Source organism: Aliivibrio sp. 1S175 (assembly GCF_001690985.1).
Lineage (GTDB): Bacteria > Pseudomonadota > Gammaproteobacteria > Enterobacterales > Vibrionaceae > Aliivibrio.
The window spans coordinates 208,637-233,226 of sequence record NZ_MAJS01000046.1; the positions used below are offsets into that span (position 1 = coordinate 208,637).

The 24,590-nt window shown below is 37.3% G+C and carries 25 protein-coding genes; 9 read left to right on the forward strand and 16 right to left on the reverse strand.

The window, feature by feature from the left end; translation table 11 throughout:
* Genes A6E06_RS13945 through A6E06_RS13955 form a run of 3 tightly spaced genes read left to right on the forward strand, consistent with a single transcriptional unit; the run spans window position 1 to window position 2,220 of the window.
* On the forward strand, window positions 1-828 hold the full coding sequence (locus A6E06_RS13945; RefSeq protein ID WP_065591135.1) for a hypothetical protein: 828 nt from the start codon (window positions 1-3) through the stop codon (window positions 826-828).
* A gap of 8 nt (window positions 829-836) precedes the next feature.
* On the forward strand, window positions 837-1,571 hold the full coding sequence (locus A6E06_RS13950; RefSeq protein WP_065591134.1) for a glucosaminidase domain-containing protein: 735 nt from the start codon (window positions 837-839) through the stop codon (window positions 1,569-1,571).
* Between the two features lies 1 nt (window position 1,572).
* Window positions 1,573-2,220, forward strand: coding sequence for a DUF2987 domain-containing protein (locus A6E06_RS13955; RefSeq protein WP_065591133.1), 648 nt, complete (start codon window positions 1,573-1,575; stop codon window positions 2,218-2,220).
* Between the two features lie 107 nt (window positions 2,221-2,327).
* Here A6E06_RS13955 and ttcA read toward each other — a convergent pair whose 3' ends face one another.
* The 11 genes from ttcA to ccoN all read right to left on the reverse strand — a co-directional run bounded on the left by ttcA (window position 2,328) and on the right by ccoN (window position 12,321).
* Complete coding sequence (gene ttcA / locus A6E06_RS13960; protein ID WP_065591132.1) at window positions 2,328-3,251, reverse strand: tRNA 2-thiocytidine(32) synthetase TtcA; 924 nt, start codon at window positions 3,249-3,251, stop codon at window positions 2,328-2,330.
* A 136-nt stretch (window positions 3,252-3,387) separates the two neighbouring features.
* On the reverse strand, window positions 3,388-4,335 hold the full coding sequence (uspE, locus tag A6E06_RS13965; RefSeq protein WP_065591131.1) for a universal stress protein UspE: 948 nt from the start codon (window positions 4,333-4,335) through the stop codon (window positions 3,388-3,390).
* A gap of 154 nt (window positions 4,336-4,489) precedes the next feature.
* Entirely contained in the window at window positions 4,490-5,242 is a 753-nt protein-coding gene (locus tag A6E06_RS13970; protein WP_065591130.1) for an FNR family transcription factor, read from the reverse strand.
* A gap of 96 nt (window positions 5,243-5,338) precedes the next feature.
* Window positions 5,339-6,013 (reverse strand): sulfite exporter TauE/SafE family protein, encoded by a 675-nt coding sequence (locus tag A6E06_RS13975; RefSeq protein ID WP_065591129.1) that lies wholly within the window; start codon window positions 6,011-6,013, stop codon window positions 5,339-5,341.
* Entirely contained in the window at window positions 6,003-6,173 is a 171-nt protein-coding gene (ccoS, locus tag A6E06_RS13980; RefSeq protein WP_065591128.1) for a cbb3-type cytochrome oxidase assembly protein CcoS, read from the reverse strand. Before ccoS ends, A6E06_RS13975 begins: the two co-directional genes overlap by 11 nt.
* Window positions 6,166-8,544, reverse strand: coding sequence for a heavy metal translocating P-type ATPase (locus tag A6E06_RS13985; protein WP_065591127.1), 2,379 nt, complete (start codon window positions 8,542-8,544; stop codon window positions 6,166-6,168). The genes ccoS and A6E06_RS13985 overlap by 8 nt, the downstream gene beginning before the upstream one ends.
* Before the next feature lie 5 nt (window positions 8,545-8,549).
* A complete protein-coding gene (locus A6E06_RS13990) occupies window positions 8,550-9,029 on the reverse strand; it encodes a FixH family protein (RefSeq protein WP_065591126.1) in 480 nt (159 codons plus the stop codon).
* A 73-nt stretch (window positions 9,030-9,102) separates the two neighbouring features.
* On the reverse strand, window positions 9,103-10,074 hold the full coding sequence (gene ccoP / locus A6E06_RS13995; RefSeq protein ID WP_065591125.1) for a cytochrome-c oxidase, cbb3-type subunit III: 972 nt from the start codon (window positions 10,072-10,074) through the stop codon (window positions 9,103-9,105).
* Window positions 10,074-10,256 carry a CcoQ/FixQ family Cbb3-type cytochrome c oxidase assembly chaperone gene (locus A6E06_RS14000; protein WP_060990987.1) on the reverse strand — a complete coding sequence of 61 codons (183 nt, stop codon included), beginning with the start codon at window positions 10,254-10,256 and terminating at the stop codon, window positions 10,074-10,076. The genes ccoP and A6E06_RS14000 overlap by 1 nt, the downstream gene beginning before the upstream one ends.
* A gap of 10 nt (window positions 10,257-10,266) precedes the next feature.
* Window positions 10,267-10,878, reverse strand: a complete 612-nt coding sequence (gene ccoO / locus A6E06_RS14005) for a cytochrome-c oxidase, cbb3-type subunit II (RefSeq protein WP_065591124.1) — start codon at window positions 10,876-10,878, stop codon at window positions 10,267-10,269.
* A gap of 12 nt (window positions 10,879-10,890) precedes the next feature.
* The gene (gene ccoN / locus A6E06_RS14010; RefSeq protein WP_065591123.1) at window positions 10,891-12,321 is read right to left on the reverse strand and encodes a cytochrome-c oxidase, cbb3-type subunit I; all 1,431 of its coding nucleotides are present in this window, start codon (window positions 12,319-12,321) and stop codon (window positions 10,891-10,893) included.
* Between the two features lie 270 nt (window positions 12,322-12,591).
* Between ccoN and A6E06_RS14015 the strand changes: the two genes are divergently transcribed.
* From A6E06_RS14015 to A6E06_RS14030, 4 genes are all read left to right on the forward strand, one after another.
* Complete coding sequence (locus tag A6E06_RS14015) at window positions 12,592-13,047, forward strand: hypothetical protein (protein WP_065591122.1); 456 nt, start codon at window positions 12,592-12,594, stop codon at window positions 13,045-13,047.
* A gap of 96 nt (window positions 13,048-13,143) precedes the next feature.
* The gene (locus A6E06_RS14020; RefSeq protein WP_083190341.1) at window positions 13,144-14,328 is read left to right on the forward strand and encodes an FIST signal transduction protein; all 1,185 of its coding nucleotides are present in this window, start codon (window positions 13,144-13,146) and stop codon (window positions 14,326-14,328) included.
* Between the two features lie 14 nt (window positions 14,329-14,342).
* Window positions 14,343-16,421, forward strand: coding sequence for an ATP-binding protein (locus tag A6E06_RS14025; protein WP_065591121.1), 2,079 nt, complete (start codon window positions 14,343-14,345; stop codon window positions 16,419-16,421).
* Window positions 16,422-16,781: 360 nt separating this feature from the next.
* The gene (locus A6E06_RS14030; RefSeq protein ID WP_065591120.1) at window positions 16,782-17,336 is read left to right on the forward strand and encodes a DUF1439 domain-containing protein; all 555 of its coding nucleotides are present in this window, start codon (window positions 16,782-16,784) and stop codon (window positions 17,334-17,336) included.
* Between the two features lie 59 nt (window positions 17,337-17,395).
* On the opposite strand, the gene matP is transcribed toward A6E06_RS14030, so the two are convergent.
* Window positions 17,396-17,845, reverse strand: a complete 450-nt coding sequence (gene matP, locus A6E06_RS14035; RefSeq protein ID WP_065591119.1) for a macrodomain Ter protein MatP — start codon at window positions 17,843-17,845, stop codon at window positions 17,396-17,398.
* 178 nt (window positions 17,846-18,023) lie between these two features.
* Here matP and A6E06_RS14040 point away from each other — a divergent pair, with 178 nt between their 5' ends.
* Together A6E06_RS14040 and fabA are read left to right on the forward strand one after the other, a co-directional pair.
* On the forward strand, window positions 18,024-19,691 hold the full coding sequence (locus tag A6E06_RS14040; protein ID WP_065591118.1) for an AAA family ATPase: 1,668 nt from the start codon (window positions 18,024-18,026) through the stop codon (window positions 19,689-19,691).
* Between the two features lie 65 nt (window positions 19,692-19,756).
* Window positions 19,757-20,275, forward strand: coding sequence for a bifunctional 3-hydroxydecanoyl-ACP dehydratase/trans-2-decenoyl-ACP isomerase (gene fabA, locus A6E06_RS14045; protein ID WP_065591117.1), 519 nt, complete (start codon window positions 19,757-19,759; stop codon window positions 20,273-20,275).
* Window positions 20,276-20,427: 152 nt separating this feature from the next.
* Here the strand turns inward: fabA and rmf are convergent, their stop codons facing one another.
* The 4 genes from rmf to A6E06_RS14065 form a co-directional block, all read right to left on the reverse strand.
* Complete coding sequence (gene rmf, locus A6E06_RS14050; RefSeq protein WP_060990978.1) at window positions 20,428-20,601, reverse strand: ribosome modulation factor; 174 nt, start codon at window positions 20,599-20,601, stop codon at window positions 20,428-20,430.
* Window positions 20,602-20,798: 197 nt separating this feature from the next.
* The gene (locus A6E06_RS14055) at window positions 20,799-22,442 is read right to left on the reverse strand and encodes a DUF3466 family protein (RefSeq protein ID WP_065591116.1); all 1,644 of its coding nucleotides are present in this window, start codon (window positions 22,440-22,442) and stop codon (window positions 20,799-20,801) included.
* 8 nt (window positions 22,443-22,450) lie between these two features.
* Entirely contained in the window at window positions 22,451-24,364 is a 1,914-nt protein-coding gene (locus A6E06_RS14060; RefSeq protein ID WP_065591115.1) for an ABC transporter ATP-binding protein, read from the reverse strand.
* On the reverse strand, window positions 24,345-24,587 hold the full coding sequence (locus A6E06_RS14065) for a glutaredoxin family protein (RefSeq protein WP_065591114.1): 243 nt from the start codon (window positions 24,585-24,587) through the stop codon (window positions 24,345-24,347). The genes A6E06_RS14060 and A6E06_RS14065 overlap by 20 nt, the downstream gene beginning before the upstream one ends.
* Window positions 24,588-24,590: the final 3 nt, after the last annotated feature.

A 24,590-nucleotide genomic window follows, 5' to 3' on the forward strand; every position in this document is an offset into this window, starting at 1 on the left:
ATGAGCGAACAACCAAAAGAAAAAACGTTTCTCCTTGGTGGGAGCATCGAAAAGGCAATGACTGGTCAGGTTGAATTAAGTCCTGTTAGTGTACTTCAAGAAGCGTGGAAGAATACGATTACGCATTTCTTCACGTTTTCGCCCGCTATTTTATTGCTGACGTTTTCTTATATGGCAGTATTCTTCATTGCTTTACAAGTTCAATTAGGTGATCCCGCTATTTTGTTTCAAGCTTTCTTAGGTGAAACAGAACTGACGACGACTATCTCTTATGCAGCATTTGTTGCTGGTTTAAGTGCACAAGTTATTGTTTCTCCGTTAACGGCTGGAGCAAGCTTAATGGGCATGAGCCACGCGGCAGGGCTAAAGTGCCGTTCAAGTTATATCTTTAAAGGGATGGCTTCTGCGGGCATGGTTGCTTTAGTCACGATTCTTTCTGAGGTTTTACAAGGTTTGGTAAATATTTATTTACCAATGGTTGCCCTTTATTTATCAATGGCTTTTGGCTTTGCTATTCTTTTAGTGTGTGAGAAAAAAGTCCCACCATTAAAAGCCTTGCTATATTCATTTAGAGCAACGAATAAAAAGCTTACATCAATGCTTCTTATTCATGTTGTGATTATGCTTGCTTTGGTGTTTGGTATTGCTTTATATGGTGTAGGTTTAATTGTGGTGATGCCATTTATCTTTAATATTAAAGGTATTCTTTATCGTAATATGTTCGGTATTACTCTAAAAGTAATGGTGAAAAATGACGAGGATAGTGGTAATAACGATGACCACAATGCCCCAAATCAAGATGTTAAAAATAATATTTTCAATGCGTGAGTTCTGTAATGATTAAAAAAATTCTTGTTCTATCTGCTGTATTAATGATGTCTGCTTGTACTCCAAGAGAAGATGTTCCTGATTTTAAAGCCTTTACTGATGTAAAAGAGAAGAAAGCCGCTTTCTTTAATTTTATGTACCCAGCTGTGGTTGCTGAAAATGCTCGAGTTAAAGAAGAACGAACTTTCTTAGAATCTCTAGTTATGAAATTAGACAACGATACTGAGATTTCAAAAAAAGAGTTAGATAGAGCAACAGAGTTGTCTTCTTTATATAAAGGAAAATTGACGGATGCAGGTATTACCGCCGATTGGGTAAATGCAATGTTGGTTAAAGTTGATTATATTCCAGCGCCACTTGTGTTAAGCCAAGGGGCAAATGAATCAGCATGGGGGACATCTCGTTTTGCACGTGAAGCCAACAACTACTTTGGGCAGTGGTGTTACACTAAAGGTTGTGGTGTTGTTCCAAGTAAGCGCAACGAAGGTGCCGCTCACGAGGTGGCAAAATTTGATTCATCACAAGATGCGGTTCATGCTTATTTTATGAATGTAAACCGTAATGATGCGTATGCTGAACTTCGTATCATTCGTGCTAAATTACACAGTTCTCCTGAGGCATTAACACCAGAACAAGAAGCAAATGCATTAGCACATGGACTTATTCGTTACTCTGAACGTGGCGATGCTTACGTAGAAGAGATCCAAGCGATGATCCGTCATAACAGTCAGTATTGGAGATAAAATGAAAAAATGGATTGGTGCGACAACGTTGTCACTGTTGTGTTTGGCGTTACCAGTTAAAGCTGAGCAGTATCGTTTTACTTATTCGAAACTGTATTACCAGTTAAAAGTAAATCAAAAAGAAGGCCACGAAGATGTTCGCATGGCATTGTTCTTTAATGATTCACAAACGGGTAAAGCCTGTCAAATAACAAAAGCATGGATGGAAAAAGAAGAGCATTATGAGGAATTCACAATTCCAACTAATCAGGAGCTGCTTCTTCCAATTGATGACAACTTAAAATCAGCCAATCCATTAGTTTATATTCAAACAGAGGAAGGCAAGCAATGCGATATTTCGATGGAAGTATTAGCAAATAATCCACTGATAGGGACGGTGAGTGTTAATGAATTAACGCTATTAACAACTCAAATGGATGCGATGCTTTCTGATATTGGAGGTATGTTCTCTAAGTATTTTATGCCAGATGTAGAAGGCGTGCGTTTTGTTTTTAGTGACGCGGTAACATCAGGAATTAAAGCATCTAATGGCGTAATAATTCCTATTGAAAATGGGAAGGCAACGATAGACTTAAGATCCTTCAGTAAAGAGGATTCTTTTGAATTACCCGCCACGCCATTGAAGGTCACCCCTTGGCTTGTTAAGTAATCTGTTTCAATTAAATAAAAAATGGCGTTACTTTTAATAAGTAACGCCATTTTTATATATGATTTTTAGATAACGTGAGTATCTATGACTTGCAGTTCAACATAAGATTATTGAACGTTTACTACATTTAATTGTAAAGACGGGTCAAATTCTGCGACTGCATCATCAGCATCAACAGGTTGAACTGGCATGTCTTCTTTATCAAAACCAATGTCTCCGCCATTAATGATACCAGAATCACTGTTAATGCTCTTGAAATCAAAGGTGTTAAAATCAGCAAGGTGACTTGGTACTACGTTTTGCATTGCAGTAAACATAGATTCAATACGCCCTGGGAATTGGCTATCCCATGTATTCAGCATTTGCTTAATATTTTGGCGTTGCATGTTAGGTTGAGAGCCACAAAGATTACATGGAATGATAGGGTAATCAGCCAGATCAGCGTATTTTATGATGTCTTTTTCACGACAATAAGCCAATGGACGAATTACTACGTGCTCGCCATTATCAGAAACTAACTTTGGTGGCATTCCTTTTAGTTTGCCGCCGTAGAACATGTTTAAGAACATCGTTTCTAAAATATCATCACGATGATGACCAAGTGCAATTTTAGTTGCCCCTAGCTCTTTTGCTGTGCGGTACAAAATACCACGACGTAAACGTGAGCATAAAGAACAAGTAGTTTTACCTTCAACTAATTTGTCTTGAACAATCGAATAAGTATCTTCTTCGACAACCTTATATTCAACACCTAGCTTTTCTAAGTACTCCGGTAGGATATGCGAAGGAAAGCCTGGCTGTTTTTGATCAAGGTTTACTGCGATTAGATCAAATGAGATAGGCGCACTTTTCTTTAAACCCATAAGAATATCTAACATGGTAAAACTGTCTTTACCACCAGATAGACAGACCATGATACGGTCGCCATCTTCAATCATATTGTAATCGGCAATTGCATTACCGGTATTACGACGGATTTTCTTTTGAAGCTTATTGAAATTGACTTGCTGCGCTTTAGTGAATTCGCTCATTTACTTACTCTAACATAATGATGGAACTGATAAGGCGGGTATTATACCCAATCAAGATCAATAAGCGAGTTTCGACGGAATTATTTTAGTAGTGAAAGGGCTACATGGTAGCCCTTTATTATGTTAAAGGAGAGTATTAAGTATTATTAGGGTCAAGAGGACTAATGTAACCTTCAGGTTTTAGGGCTAATATATCGCTGTTTAATAGAGACAATGTATTTTCAGCAGTATTTCCTATGAATATAGCCGATAAACCGGTACGACCTGTTGTTCCTAGTATTACCAGTCCAGCATGAAGTTCATCTTCAACTTCAGATATCACTTCTTCGGTTATACCTTCGTATACATGAGTTTGTTCTTCAGGCAGACCATGCTCTTGTCTTAATGCCTTCATTTGAGTCAAATGATGCCCACGAATAGCATCTTTATATTGAATGGAATCAAATTCAGGTAATTCAACATGGATAGAAGGAGGCGTTGAAGGATAGGCATTCACTAAATGAGCGGTAGAATTTAAAATCTCCGCAAAGTATTTTGCTTCTTCTACCATTTTATGATTAAGAGCAAGGTGTGCTGGGTTTTCAGAGCCAACATGAACCGAGGCTAAAATATTTCCATTGTTTGGCCAGCCTCTTTCTTTAACTAAAAGTACAGGAATAGGGGCTTTACGTAGTAGATGCCAATCTGTAGGGGTAAAAAATACGGTTTCAAATTTAGCGTGCTCGCGAGTGGCTTTAACCAGTAAATCGTAACCACCGTCAAATATTTCATGAATAATGGCTTCATAAGGTCTATTATGCCAAACGATTTTTACCGTAACGGTAACATGATTAGGGATATCATAACTATCGATAATATCATTAAGCATTTTCATTTTTTGAGAAACTACGCCATTTCTCATTGCTGTTCTTTCATCAGCAGAAAGCATTGACGTCATTTCATAAGAAAAGTCGTAAGTTGTGCAGAATAGAGTGATTTCGGATGTTTTTGTACTGCGCTTAGCTATTTCTAATGCGCGATATAGTGCGGGTTGTTCATCCTGATCAATAATCCCTGCAACAAGTATTTTACGATAGCGGTTCATAGTAACCTCCTTGGTAAAACCAAATCTATAACATCGTTTTGTTATATTTACTTTAGCACCTTGGGGGGGAATTTGTAGCGTTAGAATACAAAAAAGTGAAGTACTTCAAAGAGAAATACCTCACTTTTTTATGTTATTTGTGGGAGGAGAGGACTTATTTTATCTCTTTTGCAGAACCTGCTAATTCAGCCAATGCATCGTGATCATTAATCGTGATGTATTTGCCTTTAACCGTAAGCATTTCTGTTTTTTGGAAGCGACCTAATAATCGACTAATGGTTTCTACTGTTAAGCCTAAGTAGTTGCCAATATCACCACGTGTCATGGTTAAACGAAATTCTCTTGGAGAAAAACCTCGTTGATGGAAGCGGGTCGATAAATTATATAAGAAAGCAGCGAGACGTTCTTCAGCATTCTTTTTAGAAAGCAATAGGATCATTTCTTGATCGCCTTTGATTTCATTGCTCATCAAACGCATGATTTGTTGACGAAGTTTTGGCATTTTACCAGAAAGGTCATCAAGAATTTCATAAGGTATTTCACATACCATTGATGTTTCAAGAGCTTGAGCAAAACTTGGATGCTCAGCTTCAGAAATGGCATCAAAACCTACTAAATCACCAGCTAAGTGAAAAGCGGTAATTTGCTCATCGCCTTGCTCTGTAATTGTGTAACTCTTAATTGTTCCTGAGCGAATAGCATAGAGTGAACGTAGCTCATCACCAGCTTTAAAAAGCTCTTGGCCTTTTTGAATTGGTTTTTTACGCTCAATAATCTCATCCAACTGATCTAATTCTGATTCATTTAACGTGAATGGAATACATAGCTGACTGATACTACAATCTTGGCAGTGAATAGCACAACCGCCTGATTGGATTCGTTTGTTTGCTGAGTTATCTGACATCATTTAATTCAATGCTCTTATAATTGACCTATGTCAATTTTAACATTAACCTGAACCAAAGTGGTAGCATAAAAACAAAACTATGCAAAAAAAATATAATTAGTTTAGTTGATCTATAGCAATATATATCGTATGAATTCCGTATGCTAATAATAATAAACCGCTAATGTTCTTGGTTATCTTGTGGTTTAGCCATGATTTAAAGATTTGAGCACCTAGGCCAACTAAAAACATGGCCGGGAGGGTGCCTAAACCAAATGCCATCATAATTAATGCACCATTGTTGGCACTACCTGAAACAGCAGCCCAGCTTAATGTTGAATAAACCAACCCACAAGGTAGCCAACCCCATAAAAATCCAAATGGAATCGCATGCAGGGGCGTTTTTAAAGGAAGGAGTGGTTTTGTTAATGGTGATATTAATTGCCATAGCCGTTTGCCTATCACTTCAATATAAACGAGACCTTTCCACCAATTAGCGATATAACATGCTAATAGACACATGAGTAGCCCAGCCAATACTCTTAATGCTACTAATGCACTATAACTTTCTGATGCTAGGGCAATCGAAACAAACAACCCACCAATAATATAACCAAAAAGAGAATATGAAATTATTCTTCCAATATTATAAAGAAGGATAAATTGCCAGCGCGGATGTCTTTTGTTTGTCGAATTCATTGATATTACGGCAGATATACCGCCGCACATTCCTATACAATGAGCCGCTCCCATCACTCCAACAAAAAAAGCGCCTACAAGATCAATGTTCATTTTTAGTCTTTTTTACTGGGGTGTCTTCATCAAATAAAATTTCAGTTCCTTGACGATCTAAGTCTTCAAATTGGTCACTCTTAACAGCCCAAATAAAGACAACAACGGCAACACAAACTAACATGATCGCAATTGGGATTAATAAATATAAACTAGCCATTTTCTTTTAATAACCTGAGTGAATTAGATACAACAATAATTGAACTTCCCGACATTCCAACAACGGCAATATAAGGAGCGACCAATCCCATGACGGCAAGAGGTAAGATAATGGCATTATAGCCTAATGCCCATGCTAAGTTTTCACGGATTATTTTCCGAGTTTTGATTGCTAACTCTCTCGCTTCAATAAGTCGAGAGAGGTTGTCTCCTAGTAAAATCATATCAGCAGAGGCTTTTGCTACATCAGTTCCTGATCCCATAGCAATAGATAAATGCGCTCCAGCAAGAGTAGGGGCATCATTAATGCCATCACCAACCATCAAGCTTACTTCTTGTTTTGGTAATGATTTTAAATAATCCAATTTACCTTGCGGTGTTGCCCCTGAAATGACGTCATCAATATCTAAAGCTTTAGCCACTCTTTCAACAGAAGAGCTACTGTCACCAGTGAGCATTGTAACTTTAATACCTAAATGGTGCAGGGATTGAATTAAGACTCTACTTTCTTGGCGAATTGGGTCATCCAATACAAAAGCGGCAACCGCTTGTCCATTTTTAGATAACCACACTTGATAATCTTGATGGTTTTCTAATTGACAATTTTGTGCGGCAAAGATTTTATGACCAATTTTCCATTCATCGTTACCGATAAAGCCTTGTAAGCCAGAGCCTATAATATTTTCAACTCGTTCAAAACGGGTCTGCGTTGAGTCTCGATACTGTGAAAAAGCACGAGCAATAGGATGATTGGCAAAAGATTCTAGTTCTGCTGCAATCATTTTTATTTCTTTTTCTGAAATATCAGTAAAAGAATGAAGTTGAGTTAGCCGAATATTACCTTCTGTTAACGTGCCTGTTTTATCAATTACTAAGCGATTTACTTTGCATAATGTTTCTAATACATGACCACGGCGTAACATTAAACCAAGTTGTGCTAAGCGAGAAGTAGAGCAAGTAATCGCAGTTGGTGTCGCTAGAGATAAAGCACAAGGACAAGTAGCGACTAAAACAGATAGCATGATCCAAAAAGCATCATCAGGTTTGGTTTCATGCCAATAAAACCAAGTAAATGCAGAAATAATTAAAATACCAGCAACAAAATAACGAGCCACTAAATCAGCAATCTCAGCCACTTTAGGCTTCGACATTTGAGCCTCATCTTGTAATTTCACGATATTAGAGATTAATGAATCAGCTTTGGTTTTTGTGACTTTAATCGTGAGGTTTCCATCACCATTAATAGTACCGGCATAAACAAGGTCGGCTTCTTTTTTAGCGACTGGCATTGATTCACCTGTAAACATGGATTCATCAATAGCACTACAACCAGAGAGTACTATACCATCCGCAGGTAAGTGTTCTCCTGGTGGAACAATTACGGTGTCACCAACATCGAGCGTTCTTGCAGGCACTTTTTTACCTGATATTAATGTCGCCATAACAGGTATTAATTTTAATAAGTTACCAGTAATTGCCGCCGCTTTACGACGAGCTCGCATTTCTAAGAATCGACCAAGTAACAAGAAAAAAGTAAACATCGCCACCGATTCAAAAAAAACTTCTCCTGTTTCGGTCACGGTTGCAACAACACTTGCAAAGTAAGCAAATAGCATAGCAATAGAAACGGGGACATCCATTCCTAATGTCCTTGTTTTTAAGCTACGCCAAGCGTTCATATAAAATGGTAATGCGGAATAAAGCATTACTGGTGTTGCAAAAACTAAACTGACATAACGAAGGTAATTTCTAAACTCTGCATCTAAATCACCAAATACTTCTAGGTATAAGGCAACAGCAAGCATCATGACTTGCATCGTAGCTAAACCTGCAATACCTAGACGATATAAGTATTGCTTCATTGAACGATGGTATTCTTCTTCTTGTTTATCTGCTTCAAATGGGGCAGCTTTATAACCAAGTTGGTGAATAAGAGTTAACAACGTACTTAATTTTGTTTCTTTTGGGTTCCAACTTAATAAGGCTCGATGTGTTGACGTATTAACTTGAATTCGATGGATGCCTTTGGCACTTGACAGTTGCTTTTCTATTAACCATGCACAAGCAGCACAAGAAACACCATCAAGTGACAGTGTCACCTCTTTGGCGTTATCACTTGACCGAATAAACTCTTTTTGAATTTCACTATGGTCATAATGCACTAGAGCTTTAAGTTGTTCTGGAATTAAATCTGCTTTATCAGCAGGGGCAGTACGATATTGATAATAAGACGAGAGACCATTATCTACGATGGTTTGCGCGACAGATTCACAACCAGGGCAACACATATCGCGATGTTCACCTAAAATATCAACTTGAAAATGTGAACCGGAAGGAACCGGCTCACTACAGTGGTAACAATCCTTCGACATATGGTCTACTTACCTAAAGGAAAAAAATCTGCGGTAGGGAAATTTACGCGCCCTTGAATCATCCAAGTACTGTTATGTGGCAATAATTCAATAAACCAAGGACCCGTTAAAGGTTCTTCTAATTGAATACGATAAACGCTTTTTGCATCAGAGGTTAATAATTGCGAGAAATCATGATTGGGCAATGTACGGTGAGTAAAAATAGCTTTAATTGCAGGATTATGCTCGAGCTTTCCTTTATCTAATTGAATTTCAATAGTGTTATCCACAGTGCGAACCTTAGCAAAAATTGAAAGTTCTTGAGCTACTTTGATTTTTGAAAGATCGACATTTATTGCTTTGCCTTTCTTGTAATAGTCTTCTGCGACCAGATCAACATCGTGCTCTACAAATAAAATGTAAGTTGATATACAAGCAACGACAACGGTACCTGGAAGAATGATGAGAAACCAAGGCCAGAACTGCTTATACCAAGGTTGAGACATAGTAATAATTCCCTATTAAAGTACTTTAGTTAAAAAAGTAAAAGCCCCTGAGTATACAGGGGCGTTGTTCTTATTATTTATTACTTAAGCTCCAGACATAAGCAGAAAGAAGTTGAATTTTCTCTTCGCCTAATATGTCTTTCCAAGCTGGCATTACACCTTGACGGCCATTAGCTACTGTTTCAGTAACATCAGCACGAGAATCGCCAAATAACCAATCATTGTCAGTTAGATCCGGAGCCCCAAGAGCAGGGTTACCTTTGCCATCTGTACCATGACAAGCAGCACAAACGATAAATCGTTGTTTACCTGCAGCTGCTTCTTTAACGTTTACTTTACGGCCAGATAGGCTAAGAGTATAACTTACTACTTCTTTAACACCATCAGCACCTAAAGCATCCCCCCAAGCTGGCATGTTACCAATACGACCATTCATAATAGTTGTTTTGATAGCTTGAGGCTCACCACCATATAACCATGCATTATCGGTTAGGTTAGGGAAGCCTTTCATGCCTCTTGCATCAGAGCTATGACACTGAGAGCAGTTTTGTAGGAACAAACGTTGACCTACTTTTAATGCTTCTTTGTCATTTGCAATGTCAGTAATAGCACGGAACTCAGAGGTTCCTGGCTTATAGGCAAGTTTTGAAAATGTTTCACCAAAACTTTGGTTCGCTTCATCAAGTTCTCGAGCGTATTCATCAAGCGTTTTATCTTTATGAGAACGCGCTATTGATGCTCTTGATTCTTCGACGGTACGAACGGTTTGATCTGAACTTGTCCAGCCTAATACGCCTTTGAAGTTGCCTAATCCTGGGTAAAGAATTAAATAAACAATCGCAAAAACGATTGTTGCCCAGAACATATAAGACCACCATTTTGGTAATGGATTATTTAGCTCACGAATACCATCGTATTCATGACCCATATCTTCACCTTCTTCAACGCCTGTAGTGTTTTTCAGACAAAAACGAAGAAGTAAACCACAACCTATCAGCGTACCAATGGTAATGACACTTATCCAGAGACTCCAAAAAGTACTCATTATTTTTCGACTCCTGTCTTAAGTTGGCTTGAAGTACTATTTTCTTCTTCATCAGCAAAAATCAAATTAGCCGCTTCTTCAAAACGTGTTTTTTGTTTTTTACTGTATGCCCAGAAAATAATGCCTACCATGCTTAAAAACAGAATGACTGTCCAAATTGCATGAATAGTTCCAGCGTCCATAGGGACCTCCTTACTTCATTGCGTGGCCAAGAGACTGAAGGTAAGCAATAAGTGCATCCATTTCAGTCTTGCCTTTAACCGCTTCAGATGCATTTTTCACATCATCTTCAGTGTATGGAACACCAAAGTTATTACGGAAAATGGCAATTTTCTTCGACGTTAATTTACCATCAAGCACGTTCTCAGCTAACCAAGGGAAGCCAGGCATGTTTGATTCAGGAACTACATCACGAGGGTTCATTAAGTGAACACGATGCCACTCATCAGAATATCGTTCACCAACTCGAGCTAGATCTGGACCTGTACGTTTAGAACCCCATAAGAATGGATGCTCCCAAACACTTTCACCAGCAACAGAATAATGACCGTAACGTTCCGTTTCTGCACGGAATGGACGGATCATTTGGCTGTGACAAACATTACAACCTTCACGGATGTAGATATCACGACCTTCCATTTCTAGAGGAGTGTATACGCGTAGGTTCTCAACTGGCTCTGTTGTTTGCTTTTGGAATATTAGCGGAGTGATCTCGACTAACGCACCAAAACTAATAGCAACAATAACCAATACAGCGAGGAGGCCAACATTTTTTTCTATGATTTCATGACGATTAGAACTCATAACCTGATCTCCTTATAGTGTTGGTTGAGGAATTGCTTTTAGGCTATTCTTCGGTGAGGAAATGGTCTTATATGCATTATATGCAAGTAGGAACATACCTGACAGGAAGATTAAACCACCAACAAAACGAACGAAATAGAATGGGTAAGATGCTTCTAATGATTCAACAAAGCTATACGTTAATGTGCCATCTGCGTTAACCGCACGCCACATTAGACCTTGCATAACACCTGAAATCCACATCGCCACGATATAAAGAACAGTACCAATCGTCGCTAACCAAAAATGAACATTGATAAGGGATACAGAATACATACGTTCTTGACCAAATAGCTTAGGTATTAAATGGTACAGTGCACCAATCGTAACCATCGCAACCCAACCTAATGCACCAGAATGAACATGACCGATAGTCCAGTCAGTATAATGAGAGAGTGCGTTAACTGATTTAATCGCCATCATCGGACCTTCAAAGGTAGACATACCATAGAACGATAAAGAAACGACTAAGAATCGAAGGATAGGGTCATAACGAAGTTTATGCCAAGCACCAGACAGCGTCATAATACCATTTATCATACCGCCCCAAGAAGGAGCAAATAAAACTAATGACATCACCATACCAAGTGACTGAGTCCAGTCAGGTAACGCAGTGTAATGTAAATGGTGAGGGCCGGCCCAGATATAAAGTGATACTAATGCCCAAAAATGCACAATAGATAAACGGTAAGAATAAACTGGACGTTCTGCTTGTTTTGGTACGAAGTAATACATCATACCTAAGAAGCCTGCAGTCAATAGAAATCCTACTGCATTATGGCCATACCACCATTGAACCATCGCATCGACAGCACCAGAGTAAATCGAATATGACTTACCTAGCGATACTGGAACAGCAAGGCTATTCACAATATGAAGAACCGCAACGGTTAATATAAATGCTCCAAAGAACCAGTTTGCAACGTAGATGTGAGATGTCTTACGTTTAAACAATGTTCCAAAGAAAACAATAGCATACGCAACCCAAACTAGAGTGATCGCGATATCAATCGGCCATTCTAATTCTGCATATTCTTTTCCTGATGTCATCCCTAGAGGCAACGAAATTGCTGCCGCTAAGATAATTGCTTGCCATCCCCAGAAGGTGAACGCAACTAATGGACCACCAAACAAACGTGTTTGACAAGTACGCTGAACAACATAATAAGATGTTGCAAAGAGGGCACTTGTACCGAATGCGAAAATCACTGCATTAGTATGCAGAGGACGCAAACGGCTATACGTAAGCCATGGTGTGTCAAAATTGAGTTGCGGCCAGACTAATTGAGCGGCAATTAATACACCCACACCCATGCCGACAATACCCCATAGAATAGTAACTAAGGTGAATTGACGAACAACGGTATAGTTGTAGTTTTGTTCATGCTGCTGTAATTGGCTCATAATTGCATGCTTCCACTTTTTTATTATAACTACACTTTACTTTCCTTAACGCGAACAAATTGTCCGCAATGCCATCCAAAATTCTATCTCTAATAATTAGATTTGTGACCCTTTTATTTTGAAATATCCTTTTTTAATGCAAAAATGGCATTTTCGACATCAATGATACTTCACTTCAAAAATGAATCATAGTTGGTGCCTATAGTAATTTTACGGTTAAGCAACATTTTTTCTCTTTTTTTGAACTAGATAACAAAGGTTTTTTCAACTATGGCTATAGAAAAGTTAACAGGTCCTCGTTTATATCAACTTATTTTCTTATTGGTGGTATTAATCACTGCATTTACTTGGAGAACAGTAACCTACGTTCCAGTAAGTGACATGAGTCTAATAAGTGAAGATTCTGATGTTTGTGACATAACAAATAAAGCATGTATATTGAATCTTGATAAGAATCAGATCATTATTGACGTAATAGAAAGGCCCATTAAACAAAACACTGAAATGACTGTATCTGTAGCAGGAAGTGATACAGAATTAAAAATTGAAGCGGAAGGAATAGATATGAATATGGGAATACTAAAATTCATTCCTGAAAAAGCGGGTAATAACAGTCAATTGTATTCGGTTTTTTTACCTAAATGTAAACACAATGAAATGAGGTGGAAAATGAACATCACCTTAAAAGAAAAGACATTAAATGTTATTTTTTCAGATGAAAAGTGATTAAATACAATGAGTTAAATTTTTAACTGCTAAAAATAAAAGACTCAATCTAAAATTGATTAATTTGAAGCATAAGTAATACTACTTGGAATGGTTATGAAGATAATTAGCTGTATTTCACAGAAAACAGATACAGAAATTGCAATTAAAGAATGCATCATGAACCTGAAAGAAGAGTTTACTGAACCAAGTATTTTACTTTGCTATTTGACAGAAGAGTACGATGAAAAAATTGTATTATCATTATTAAAAGAATATTTTCCAACAAGTAAAATTCATGGCTGTAGTTCATGTCAGGGAATCATGACAAATGATGGTTTTGCTTCGAATAAGGCTATTGCGGTTTGGGGACTTATTGATTTAAAAAATGGTCGATACGGTACAAGCATTAGTCAATATGAAGACAATGATAATGTCGCTTTGCTCACCATTCAATTATTAGAATCTGCGATCTCTGACAGTGGTCGAGAAGGGGAATTGCCCTCATTAATTCTTCTTCATGCGACTTCCGGTCATGAAGAAATCATAATATCTACCATTGATGATTTTTTTGGAACAGCGGTACCTCTGATTGGAGGTACTGCTGCAGATAATCACAATAAAGGCAACTGGTGTATTTTTACTCAAGAAGATATCGTTAATACTGGTATCTCTATTTCTATCTTTTATCCCTCTTGTAAGGTCTCGTATTCTTTTCATTCCGGCTATGCACCCTTTGATATTTCTGGCTTCGTAACAAAAACCAACAAACGAATACTTTATGAAATTGATAACCTGCCAATTATTGATGTTTACAAAGAGTGGACACAAATGTCAGAACTCATTAATAAAGAACAAAATTTGTTAGAGCATATGGCCCAATATCCTTTAGGACGAATTGCTGGCTATATGGATAATGTCCCTTATTTTAAATTAGCCCACCCAGCAAAAATTACTCACGATGGGGGAATTGAATGTTTTGCAGATATTAATGTTGGCGATGAGATCTATATGATGTATGGAGAAAAGGACCAAATTATTTCTCGGCCTCAAAGAGTGATTAATTCAGCCATAGGGTATCAACCGGAAAATTTCATTCCCATTGGAGGAGTAAATATTTTTTGTGCGGGTTCTATGATGCATATTAAATCTTCAATGTTAAAAGTGTATGATTCCGTAACCTCAGCCATGCATGATGCTCCTTTTATTTGTCCATTCACTTTTGGTGAGCAGGGTCGATTTACCGGTGGTGAAAATGCACATGGTAATTTAATGGTTTCTACCGTTTTATTCCATTATTAATCAGGTAATTATTTTTGAAAAATCACACGGAGAAAGAACAACTTCAAGAGCTTAGGTTGGAATTAAAACGCAGTAAAGAACGTGAAGCTCATCTCCAAAAAGAAAACCAAGTAATATTAAATGGCCTTTCAATTATTTCGGAAGCTCAAACCAAAGAAGATATTTTTAATGGCTTATTGACTGTTATTAAAGAGTTTATTCCATTTGATAACGCTCTTGTTTTATCGTCGTCTAATGCTGAAATTTTCTCAGTCCTTGCATCTACTGATTCTTCTTTAAATAAATTAACCTGGAAATATAACGAGCTTTTTTATAGAGCTTGCCATAAAGAAACAATCGTTTTATTTAAACCATCTCAAACGCCTCACTTCACTTTTGATTCAAAGATATTACAATCGTATTTTACCTCTGTTGCCATTAGTGGAATAAAGTCCGATTCTGGTTATGCTGTCATTATTTTAATGAGTTCACATTTTGGTGTTTATTCCACATCAACGAAAGAAAGTTTACAGCGTTTTATGCCTCTTATTGAAAGGGCTATTATTGATATTGATTACAAAGATAGACTAAATGCATTAGTCGATATTAAAACGAAAGAATTAAAATTAAGCAAAGAACGCTTTCAAGATTTTGCTGAAACCGTAGGTGATTGGTTTTGGGAAACAGACCTTAAATTTAACTTCACCTATTTATCAGATTCAAAGATAAATAGCGTACCAATCCTCTCTCGAAATTTACTTAACCTTCTTGATGAGGAATTAATTATTTCGATAATTAATTCCTCAAGACATAATCAAACAGCTTTTAATGAGATTGAATGGTGTCCTGAAATATTCAATCATAAAATTTGGTTTTCTCTTAGTGGCACTCCATTTTTTGACGAGTCTGGATTATTGCTTGGCTATAGAGGAACGTTGAAAGATATTTCCAGAAGAAAAAAACAAGTCCGAGATATTCAGAAATCTAAAAGCGAAGCAGAGAAAGCAAATACAGCAAAGTCTCAATTTCTTGCAATGATGAGTCATGAAATTAGAACGCCACTAAATGCTATTCTTGGATTAGTAGATGTATTTAAAGATAGTTCTTTATCTGGCAACCAAAGAGATTGGCTAAATCAAATGGAGTCATCAGCACAATTATTATTAACGATCATTAGTGATGTGTTAGATATTTCAAGAATTGAGGCAGGGTCATTTACTTTAGATGAACAGGTTATTGATTTACTAAGCACAATTAGTAACTCAGTTGATTTTTTCAAGGATAAGATAGACAGCGAACTGATAAATTTAAATGTGACCGTGTCACATAAAATAGCTAAGTATGTATATGGAGATCCAACAAGAATAGCTCAAATAATATTCAATCTTGTTGGAAATGCCGTAAAATTTACCGAAAAAGGCATTATTAGTGTAAATATTGCTCAGTTAGATGATGGTTTAATTTCAATATCAGTGTCTGATTCAGGTATTGGCATTAGTAAAAAGGCATTAAATCAATTATTCCAGCCATTTGTACAAGCAGATAGTTCAATTACTCGACAATATGGAGGTACAGGGTTAGGTTTATCGATCATAAAACACTTAACTGAATTAATGAATGGCACAATTACAGTCGAAAGTTCTTTAAATGAAGGGAGTAAATTCACCGTAGTTTTACCATTAAAAGAAACAACCAAAAAACCAAAAGTTATACTACATAATGATGTAGATATTTCGGTAAAAAGAATGCGAGTTCTTATTGCTGAAGATAACAAAGCCAATCAAGTAATAATTAAATTAATGCTAGAAAAGCAAGGGCACGAAGTCTGTATCGTAAATAATGGTGAAGATGCCATTAAAGAGATCACACAAAAATTAATATTAGATTATTACGATTTGATTTTAATGGATGTTTCAATGCCAATAAAAGATGGTATAACCGCAACCAAAGAACTAAGAAGTCTTGGGGTTAGATTACCGATTATAGCAATAACAGCTCACGCGATGGAGACTGAAAAAAAATCATGCTTAGATGCTGGGATGAATGATTTTATTTCAAAACCGATAAGATCAATAGAGTTAACACAATTATTAGCTTCTATAGATTTACGCTAATAATCAATGGATGAATACGAAGTATTATTTAATGATTATTAGCTATTTTATGGTAAATACGATTATGGTTAAATCAGTAATGCGAAGAAACCATAGTGAGATAAGGGGATAACTATAGAACTAAACGTGGGCTTCTCCATACGCCATTTAACATAATATACATAATACGCACTTGGGTTAAGGCTTTTAATAGAGCGATATGTGCTGAATATGCTATATTTTATCTAGTCGTTTATGGTTTTATTTCTATTAAATTTGTCTCTATCTATAGTTATCGTTAAACTAGTCCACATTGTATTTTGTTACCTTGTCACGATTTATACTTTTCTTCATGTTGTGCTCAAGAACTTAAGGTTACCAATGAATATTACAAAGCTGCCATTATTTACCTTGTTATCTAGTATGTTCTTAACTGGCTGTGCTAGCTATTCAATCACAGAAAAAGAAATGACCGATTATCTTTCTAATGAAATTCATGTAGAAAAATCAGTTGGTGTCCCTGGCTTTATCTACGCACAAATTAATGTAGAAAACGTTGATGTGAAAATTGGGCGTCTTGATGCTGACAGGATCAGTGTTGTTGCTAACACTACCGCTGACATTCAAATGATGGATGAGATAAAACAGAATTTAAATTTAACACTAGAATTTAGCGCTATTCCTGAATACGACAAAGAAACGGGAGAAATCTATTTAAAATCATTGAAGTTAGAAAAATTTGAAGATAAAGATAAACAACTCTCAACTGATCTAATCTCGTTATTAAAGCCTGCAGTCTCTATGATTGGATACGCGTTATCGAATGAACCGGCGTACAAGTTAAGCTCTGATAAATTAAAAGAATCTTTAATTAAATCAGCTAAACCTAATTTAGTAATAAAAAACAATGCGTTAGTTATTGAGTTGTTTGATTAATATAATGCACTTTGGTTAAGGTGCATTATATCGCTGTACGTATTATCTTGTTGCGTGGATTATTGTTTTAATAATTCATGCAAATCTGCTTTAAGAGATGAAACCGTTTGGCTTGCCTTTTCTGTTCTTGACGCTTCACTTAACAAATACTCAATTGTATCTGAAAGCGTTGAATCAAGATCTTGAGCTCTAAGTGAGAGCTTTTCCCACACTCGAAAATCTAAGTCGATCGATTTTTTACGAGTATGCTCTTGTTCAGCATTAAAATGACGTTTTCTTTTTGCTCGAATCGCTTGTTTTAGTTTATTTTCTAGTTCTGGATTCATATGTTTTTGAATCCAGTTAAGTGCTTTTACTGGCTCATGTTCAAGTTTTAAAAACTCATCTACCCATTGCGCTTGCTCACTAGAATCAATATAACAAGTAATAGCTCCTCCCATACGGTGTTTATTAAATAAATACATCCATTTCCAACCGGCTTCTAGGTTTTCAAGTTGCTGATATTTCATGTACACCTAATATAAAGAGAATAAAATTTGGGTGACAGTGTAACTCTAGTTATCACTTTCTTCAATAAAATTACTCTGTAATGAGATTCAACTCGAATTGATAATGTAATTACTGAAAAATCAGACGTATGTGACTATGTGATGTATAATCGGTTTTATTTCTTATTAATAAGTAAGCATGCAGTTAGACACGCCATTTTTAATCACGCCACAATATGATCATATTCAAGACAGCTTGAATGAACCTTATCTAATTGACGCGCAATCACCCTATTCTCTGCAGCCTAGATTGACCAAAGCTTTAGAGCGTTTCTCTCATATAAATGGTGTTAACATTCTTCAAATCAATGCGTTAGATAATCATGTATATCGTGATTACATCGCTCGTTGGTTAATGATAAATGCTTCAAACCGTTTAATGACCTCTGATGCGGCTCCTGTTATTATTGCAGAAAGCGCTTCTGAAACTGATCTTTTCGGTGTTTACCATAATAAAAGTGACGTACTAGAAACGGGCTTATTACAAAAAGCTGATGGTGGTTTTCTAATTATATCAGCAAGTATTTTACTTGCGACTCCTGCACTATGGCCTCGTTTAAAAAGCTTATTACAAGGTCATACCGTTGCTATTCCTACCAGCGATTCAAAATCACCAACACAAAAAAAACATCATTTAACTGCTGATGTGAAATTAATTATTGTAAGTGATCGTGCCTTGCTTGGTGAAATTGAACAATTAGAACCAGATTTACTTGCTGGTATGTCTATGTTTTCAGAATATGAATTTGACACTAAAATATCGTCAGATTCAATTATTGCATACAGAAAGTTAATTGAATCCATCATAGTCAAACATAATCATTTACCACTAGAAAATGGAGTCGCCCTACTTCCATTGCTGAAATTAGGTGCTCGTGAGTGTGAAGACCAAACTCGGATTAATTTATGTTTATTATGGCTTAACTCTACTTTAGCTCATGCCTCCTTATCTTCGGTATCAAAAACACATATCTGCGCGGGTGATTTTACTCAATCATTTGATGATAAATATTATTTAGAATCTTATTTACCATCACGAGCATTAGACGATATTTTAGAGCAAAACATTTTCATCGAAACAGATGGTGAGAAAGTTGGTCAAATTAATGGGTTAACTGTTGTCTCTGTACCAGGACACCCTATTTCTTATGGTGAACCTTCACGTATATCTTGTGTCGTACATGTTGGTGATGGTGAATTATCTGATGTGGAGCGTAAAGTCGAGTTAGGTGGTGATTTGCATGCTAAAGGCATGTTGATCATGCAAGCTTATATACTTAGCCAATTAAACACACATGAACCATTACCATTTACAGCGTCAATGGTATTTGAACAATCGTATTGTGAAGTCGATGGCGACAGTGCTAGCCTTGCTGAACTTTGTGCATTTTTAAGTGCTCTTGCTATAAAGCCAATTAACCAAAGTTTTGCCATTACAGGTTCTGTTGATCAATTCGGCATGGTACAACCTATTGGCGGTGTAAATGAAAAAATAGAAGCCTTCTTCCAGCTGTGTGAAAAGCGCGGGTTAACTGGTGAGCAAGGTGTTATTATCCCAGAAACAAATGGAATTAATCTTGTATTATCAGACGATGTAATTAGAGCAGTTGAAGATAAACAGTTTATAATTCATGGCATTAGTCATGTTGAACAAGCAATTGAGCTATTAACTGGCTTACCATTACAATCTGAAGAACATGAATCGATTTTCTCTTTAATAGCTCAACATATAGAAGACGTTGATAATAATCCGAGTCAGTGTTCTGCTTTATTATGTCGTATCAAGAACTGGTTTAACCAGCGCTGATCAGACTTGATAAGCGTACAAGTGTTCGCTAGAATCACAGCAACTTATTTAGGAGTAATACTTTAATGCAAAACAAACCTAGTTCATACAATCGTGAAGATTTACTAGCATCAAGCCGTGGTGAATTATTTGGTCCAAACGGTCCACAACTGCCTGCTCCAAACATGTTAATGATGGATCGTATCCCTCTTATGTCTGAAACTGAAGGTTTATTTGGTAAAGGTAAAGTGATTGCTGAACTAGATATTACTCCAGACCTTTGGTTTTTTGATTGTCACTTCCCTGGTGATCCTGTAATGCCTGGTTGCCTTGGCCTTGATGCTATGTGGCAGCTTGTTGGTTTCTTCCTTGGTTGGATTGGTGGCGAAGGTAAAGGTCGTGCTCTAGGTGTGGGTGAAGTTAAATTTACGGGCCAAGTATTGCCAACAGCGAAAAAAGTAACGTACGAAATTGATTTCAAACGTGTTATCAACCGTAAACTTGTAATGGGCCTAGCAGATGGTCGTGTTTTAGTTGATGGTAAAGAAATCTATGTTGCTAAAGATCTTAAAGTTGGTCTTTTCCAAGACACTTCTAAGTTCTAATTGTAGAATAATATGAATCGATAGGGTCAGCCATGTGCTGGCTTTATTTTTATCTAAACATGGTAAGTTATAGTGCGTTAGTTGTTTGTTGGTATGAATATAATTGAAGCCTCACAAGGAGGCTTCAATTATAAATTCTATTTAATGTTTAGTTATTTAAACAAACCGGAATGTTTGTCGTCTCTTGCGTCCCGCCAGCCCCCAAGCCAACATGAACGAGCATCCATTGATTGATATGGGCAATTCTCTGATGAGCGGCCATTTAATCCCGCTTTATAACCTTGCGATTGTGCTCGTTCTAAACGGTCACGCTTTTGTCTCTTCATAGTTCAGTCCTCATAGATGGAAGGCATAATGCTTCGATAAATATACTACTTTACTATTCACACCCTTTTCCGTTAGGGTTTACCATAAACATTTTATGGTAACAATATTAAGAATCGGACAAAATTAACGCTTTTTCAAGTATAAAAAAGCCCGAAGTCACAGATTGTGACTTCGGGCTTACTCTTATAAATCAGTTTTATTTAATTCGCTTTCTCATGAAACCAAACAAACTAAGCAGTGTCAGAGCACCAAAACCAAAACCTGCACCTTGACGTTCTGTCGCTGTACTTTCATAACCACGAGGTTGAATACTTCGTTGAGTATCATCGGATATAGGAACTAATTTAACTGCAATGACTGTTTCATCTCTATTACCATCACCACAATACGCATTGTGTGAAGTAGAATCATAACCGCCAGAGCACTTCACCGCCGTAGCAGAAATAACACCCGCATCATTTATGTCACTAGCATTATAGATACGGTATTGGTTATTGCCTGACGTTGAACCATCATTTGTTAGGTCATCGAGTAACCATGCTTTATTTTGGAATATCGTTTTTCTATCTGTAATTGCTGTCTTTTCAGTTGAATTTGTAACATTAGGTGTTAAACCATATGGATAAATAAACGCACGTTGGCGTCGTTGTTTTCCATCGTATTCTCGGAAGTTTTCTGAATCAATTCGGCCAACAATCTCATTGAAATTATTAATGCCTCCCATTTCACCACCGGCACCATCGAAGAAGATTCCACCAGAAAAGAAAGAAGCATTAGAGGATACTGAAGCATCAGTAACGATAAACAAACGATTTGCAGCAGCACCATTTTGCGGGTAACTACCCGAGCGTTTTGCTTGACCAACGACAACTAAGTTTTTATTGATATCAGTAGCAACAGAATTAGTGTTGATATTATCTCCACTGATATCGACTTGAGCATTGTTAATTTGTGTTGAAGTAATTAGTGCTAAATTGCTAGTATCACCTTTAAATATGGTGGCATTCATGTGTTGGTCATCGTAATTGTTATAACCTACACCATAAAACGTTGTGCCATTGACATAAAGATCGCGCATGCTGCCCTGAGCAAAATAATCGCCATCTTGTGTATTATTATGATTCCAATTAATAGCAGTTAACGCCGTTCCATTCCAAACAGCAGCTTTTGAGTAATATTCATATCTCTCACCACCAACACCTGTTTTAGAAGATACACTGCCAACACTATAAGTACCATCTGTAACCCACTGTCTGCCTTGTTTCCAGCCTGTAATATCCCCATGTATAGGAGTATTACGAACTGTTGTCGTACTGTAGTTACCAACCGCATTACCAGATGAATCAAGAGAATTGATTACAGTATTAATTGAATTAGCAGGGGCTTCAGGAGTAGCTTCAATAAACGCTAATGAATTCTGAGAGTTACTTCCATAAGTTTCATTAGACCAACTTGACCAACGATCAGACGCCCAATACTCACAAGTTGCATAACCTAATTGATAATTGCAGTAATCTTCAAACCCATCGTAATCATCTTCAATGTAGCCAAATGAGTTATCCATAGCGAAAGGGACTTCTTCACGATATGAGAAGCCATCTGGCCGCTCTCGAGTCTCTCCTGCTAGTTTATAGTCAGTACCAAGCCCACAATCCTTCTCAAAACATCCTTTAGGAAAAGTTGTATTATCTGCAATTGGAGACGGCTGAATAGCCGTTCCATAATACTCGGTCCCAGAAACGCCAGGCGTTACTTCCACCACTTTATAAAGCGCCGCTTGCGCAGGAAGCGCAGCGGACACCAAAACAGCTAATGTGGTTAATTGTAATTTACTACTCATTTAACTTCCTATTGTAGAGCTTCAAGTTCTTCCCAACGCTCGAATGCCACTTCCAACTCTTGCTCAGCTTCAGCTAAACGCCCTAAGACTTCATCAGTCTTTTTAGGATCTTGTTGGAAGAAAGCCGCATCGTTCACTTTCTCTTGAAGTTCAGTAATTTCGTTTTCTAATTTCTCTAATGTTTCAGGAAGCTGTTCAAGCTCACGCTGTAACTTATATGATAATTTCTTTGGCTTAGCTGCCTGCTCTACTTTTTGAGTTGTAGCAGCAACTGCTTCCGCTTTTACTTTTACTGTTGGAGCCATTGCATCACGAGCTGCCTGTACATTAGCACGTTGACGTTGTGCATCGTGATAGCCACCTACGAATTCTTCGATCTGGCCCTCACCTTCAAAGATCCAACTGGTCATTACTGTGTTATCAACGAACTGACGATCGTGACTTACTAATAATAATGTACCCTCATAGTTGGCAAGTAATTCTTCTAAAAGTTCCAATGTTTCGATATCTAAATCATTGGTTGGTTCATCAAGAATCAATAAATTGTTTGGACGAAGGAATAAACGCGCTAGTAATAAACGGTTTTTCTCACCACCTGATAATGCTTTAACAGGCTGACGAGCACGCTTTGGAGAGAACAAGAAATCTTGCAAATAGCTAAGTGCATGACGTTCACGACCGTTTACTGTCACTTCTTGCTTACCGTCTGCTAAATTATCGATAACCGTTTTTTCTGGATCTAACGCTTCACGATATTGGTCAAAGTACGCCACTTCAAGTTTCGTACCGCAATACAATTTACCTGAATCAGGTTGCAGTTGGTCAAGCATCAGTTTAAGTAAGGTACTCTTACCACAACCATTTGCACCAATTAAGGCAATGCGATCACCACGCATAACATTGAAGCTGAAGTTCTTAACAATGTTTTTACCATCAATTGAGTAATGAAGGTTTTCAGCTTCAAATACAATTTTACCTGAACGATTACCACCATCCACTTGAATGTTCGCTTTACCAACGACTTCACGACGATCTGAACGTTCACGACGTAATTGTTTTAATGCACGAACACGACCTTCATTACGAGTACGACGCGCTTTAACACCTTCACGGATCCACGCTTCTTCTTGAGCAAGTACTTTATCAAATTGAGCATTCTGATCTGCCTCTACACGTAGAGCTTCTTCTTTTGCTAGCAAATATTCGTCATAGTTACCAGGGTAAGACGATAAGTTACCGCGGTCTAAATCAACAATACGTGTCGCCATTGATTGAATGAATGCACGGTCATGCGAGATAAAGATGATTGAGCCTTTAAAATCTTTTAAGAAAGTTTCAAGCCATTCAATCGTCGTTACATCTAAGTGGTTGGTCGGTTCATCAAGAAGCAATACATCAGGATCAGAAACTAAAGCACGAGCCAATGCCGCCTTACGTTGCCAACCACCCGATAAATCGGTTAATAGCATTGAACCATCAAGTTTTAAAGACTCTAAAACTGATTGAATACGTGTATCAAAATGCCACGCATTAAGATTATCAATTTGCTCTTGTGCTCTTGCCAATTTATTAATGTTTGATTCACTTGGATCAGTCGCTAATAAATCTAATATATGGTGATACTCTTTTAAGTATTTCCCCGCTTCTGCTAGGCCTTCAGAAACATAATCAAAAACACTGCCTGTTTCATTACGCGGTGGATCTTGCTCTAGGCGAGAAACCACCACATCTTGATTAATTTGAAGTTTGCCGTCATCCATAATGATGTCACCAGCAATCACTTTCATTAGCGTTGATTTACCTGCACCATTACGGCCAACTAAACACACACGCTCATTTTCTTGTAAAACGAAATCAGATTTGTCTAATAGCGGATGATCACCAAACGCTAATTGACCGTTATTAATTGTAAGTAATGCCATTGTCTTCTAACCAATTCTTTAATTGCGATATATTGAATGGCCAATTTAGCTCAGATAAGCCATTGGCCACCACTGGTATTGTGACACCGTAACGAGAGAAAAGCTCATCGTTGAACGCTATGTCTACCGTGTCTACTTTTTCGATATCTACACCCACCTCCACAAGCAAGTCAAACGCTTGCTCGCAAAGATGGCAGCCTTCCGTGCTATAGAGAGTTATCATTCG

Coding starts and splice junctions, on each gene's coding strand:
- A6E06_RS13945 (WP_065591135.1), top strand. CDS start 1: ATGAGCGAACAACCAAAAGAAAAAACGTTTCTCCTTGGTGGGAGCATC.
- ccoO (WP_065591124.1), bottom strand. CDS start 10,878: ATGAGTTCTAATCGTCATGAAATCATAGAAAAAAATGTTGGCCTCCTC.
- ccoP (WP_065591125.1), bottom strand. CDS start 10,074: ATGAGTACTTTTTGGAGTCTCTGGATAAGTGTCATTACCATTGGTACG.
- A6E06_RS14000 (WP_060990987.1), bottom strand. CDS start 10,256: ATGGACGCTGGAACTATTCATGCAATTTGGACAGTCATTCTGTTTTTA.
- A6E06_RS14020 (WP_083190341.1), top strand. CDS start 13,144: ATGAAGATAATTAGCTGTATTTCACAGAAAACAGATACAGAAATTGCA.
- A6E06_RS14040 (WP_065591118.1), top strand. CDS start 18,024: ATGCAGTTAGACACGCCATTTTTAATCACGCCACAATATGATCATATT.
- A6E06_RS14030 (WP_065591120.1), top strand. CDS start 16,782: ATGAATATTACAAAGCTGCCATTATTTACCTTGTTATCTAGTATGTTC.
- matP (WP_065591119.1), bottom strand. CDS start 17,845: ATGAAATATCAGCAACTTGAAAACCTAGAAGCCGGTTGGAAATGGATG.
- A6E06_RS13955 (WP_065591133.1), top strand. CDS start 1,573: ATGAAAAAATGGATTGGTGCGACAACGTTGTCACTGTTGTGTTTGGCG.
- uspE (WP_065591131.1), bottom strand. CDS start 4,335: ATGAACCGCTATCGTAAAATACTTGTTGCAGGGATTATTGATCAGGAT.
- A6E06_RS14065 (WP_065591114.1), bottom strand. CDS start 24,587: ATGATAACTCTCTATAGCACGGAAGGCTGCCATCTTTGCGAGCAAGCG.
- A6E06_RS14015 (WP_065591122.1), top strand. CDS start 12,592: ATGGCTATAGAAAAGTTAACAGGTCCTCGTTTATATCAACTTATTTTC.
- A6E06_RS13970 (WP_065591130.1), bottom strand. CDS start 5,242: ATGATGTCAGATAACTCAGCAAACAAACGAATCCAATCAGGCGGTTGT.
- A6E06_RS14055 (WP_065591116.1), bottom strand. CDS start 22,442: ATGAGTAGTAAATTACAATTAACCACATTAGCTGTTTTGGTGTCCGCT.
- ttcA (WP_065591132.1), bottom strand. CDS start 3,251: ATGAGCGAATTCACTAAAGCGCAGCAAGTCAATTTCAATAAGCTTCAA.
- A6E06_RS13975 (WP_065591129.1), bottom strand. CDS start 6,013: ATGAACATTGATCTTGTAGGCGCTTTTTTTGTTGGAGTGATGGGAGCG.
- rmf (WP_060990978.1), bottom strand. CDS start 20,601: ATGAAGAGACAAAAGCGTGACCGTTTAGAACGAGCACAATCGCAAGGT.
- ccoS (WP_065591128.1), bottom strand. CDS start 6,173: ATGGCTAGTTTATATTTATTAATCCCAATTGCGATCATGTTAGTTTGT.
- ccoN (WP_065591123.1), bottom strand. CDS start 12,321: ATGAGCCAATTACAGCAGCATGAACAAAACTACAACTATACCGTTGTT.
- A6E06_RS14060 (WP_065591115.1), bottom strand. CDS start 24,364: ATGGCATTACTTACAATTAATAACGGTCAATTAGCGTTTGGTGATCAT.
- A6E06_RS13985 (WP_065591127.1), bottom strand. CDS start 8,544: ATGTCGAAGGATTGTTACCACTGTAGTGAGCCGGTTCCTTCCGGTTCA.
- A6E06_RS13990 (WP_065591126.1), bottom strand. CDS start 9,029: ATGTCTCAACCTTGGTATAAGCAGTTCTGGCCTTGGTTTCTCATCATT.
- fabA (WP_065591117.1), top strand. CDS start 19,757: ATGCAAAACAAACCTAGTTCATACAATCGTGAAGATTTACTAGCATCA.
- A6E06_RS13950 (WP_065591134.1), top strand. CDS start 837: ATGATTAAAAAAATTCTTGTTCTATCTGCTGTATTAATGATGTCTGCT.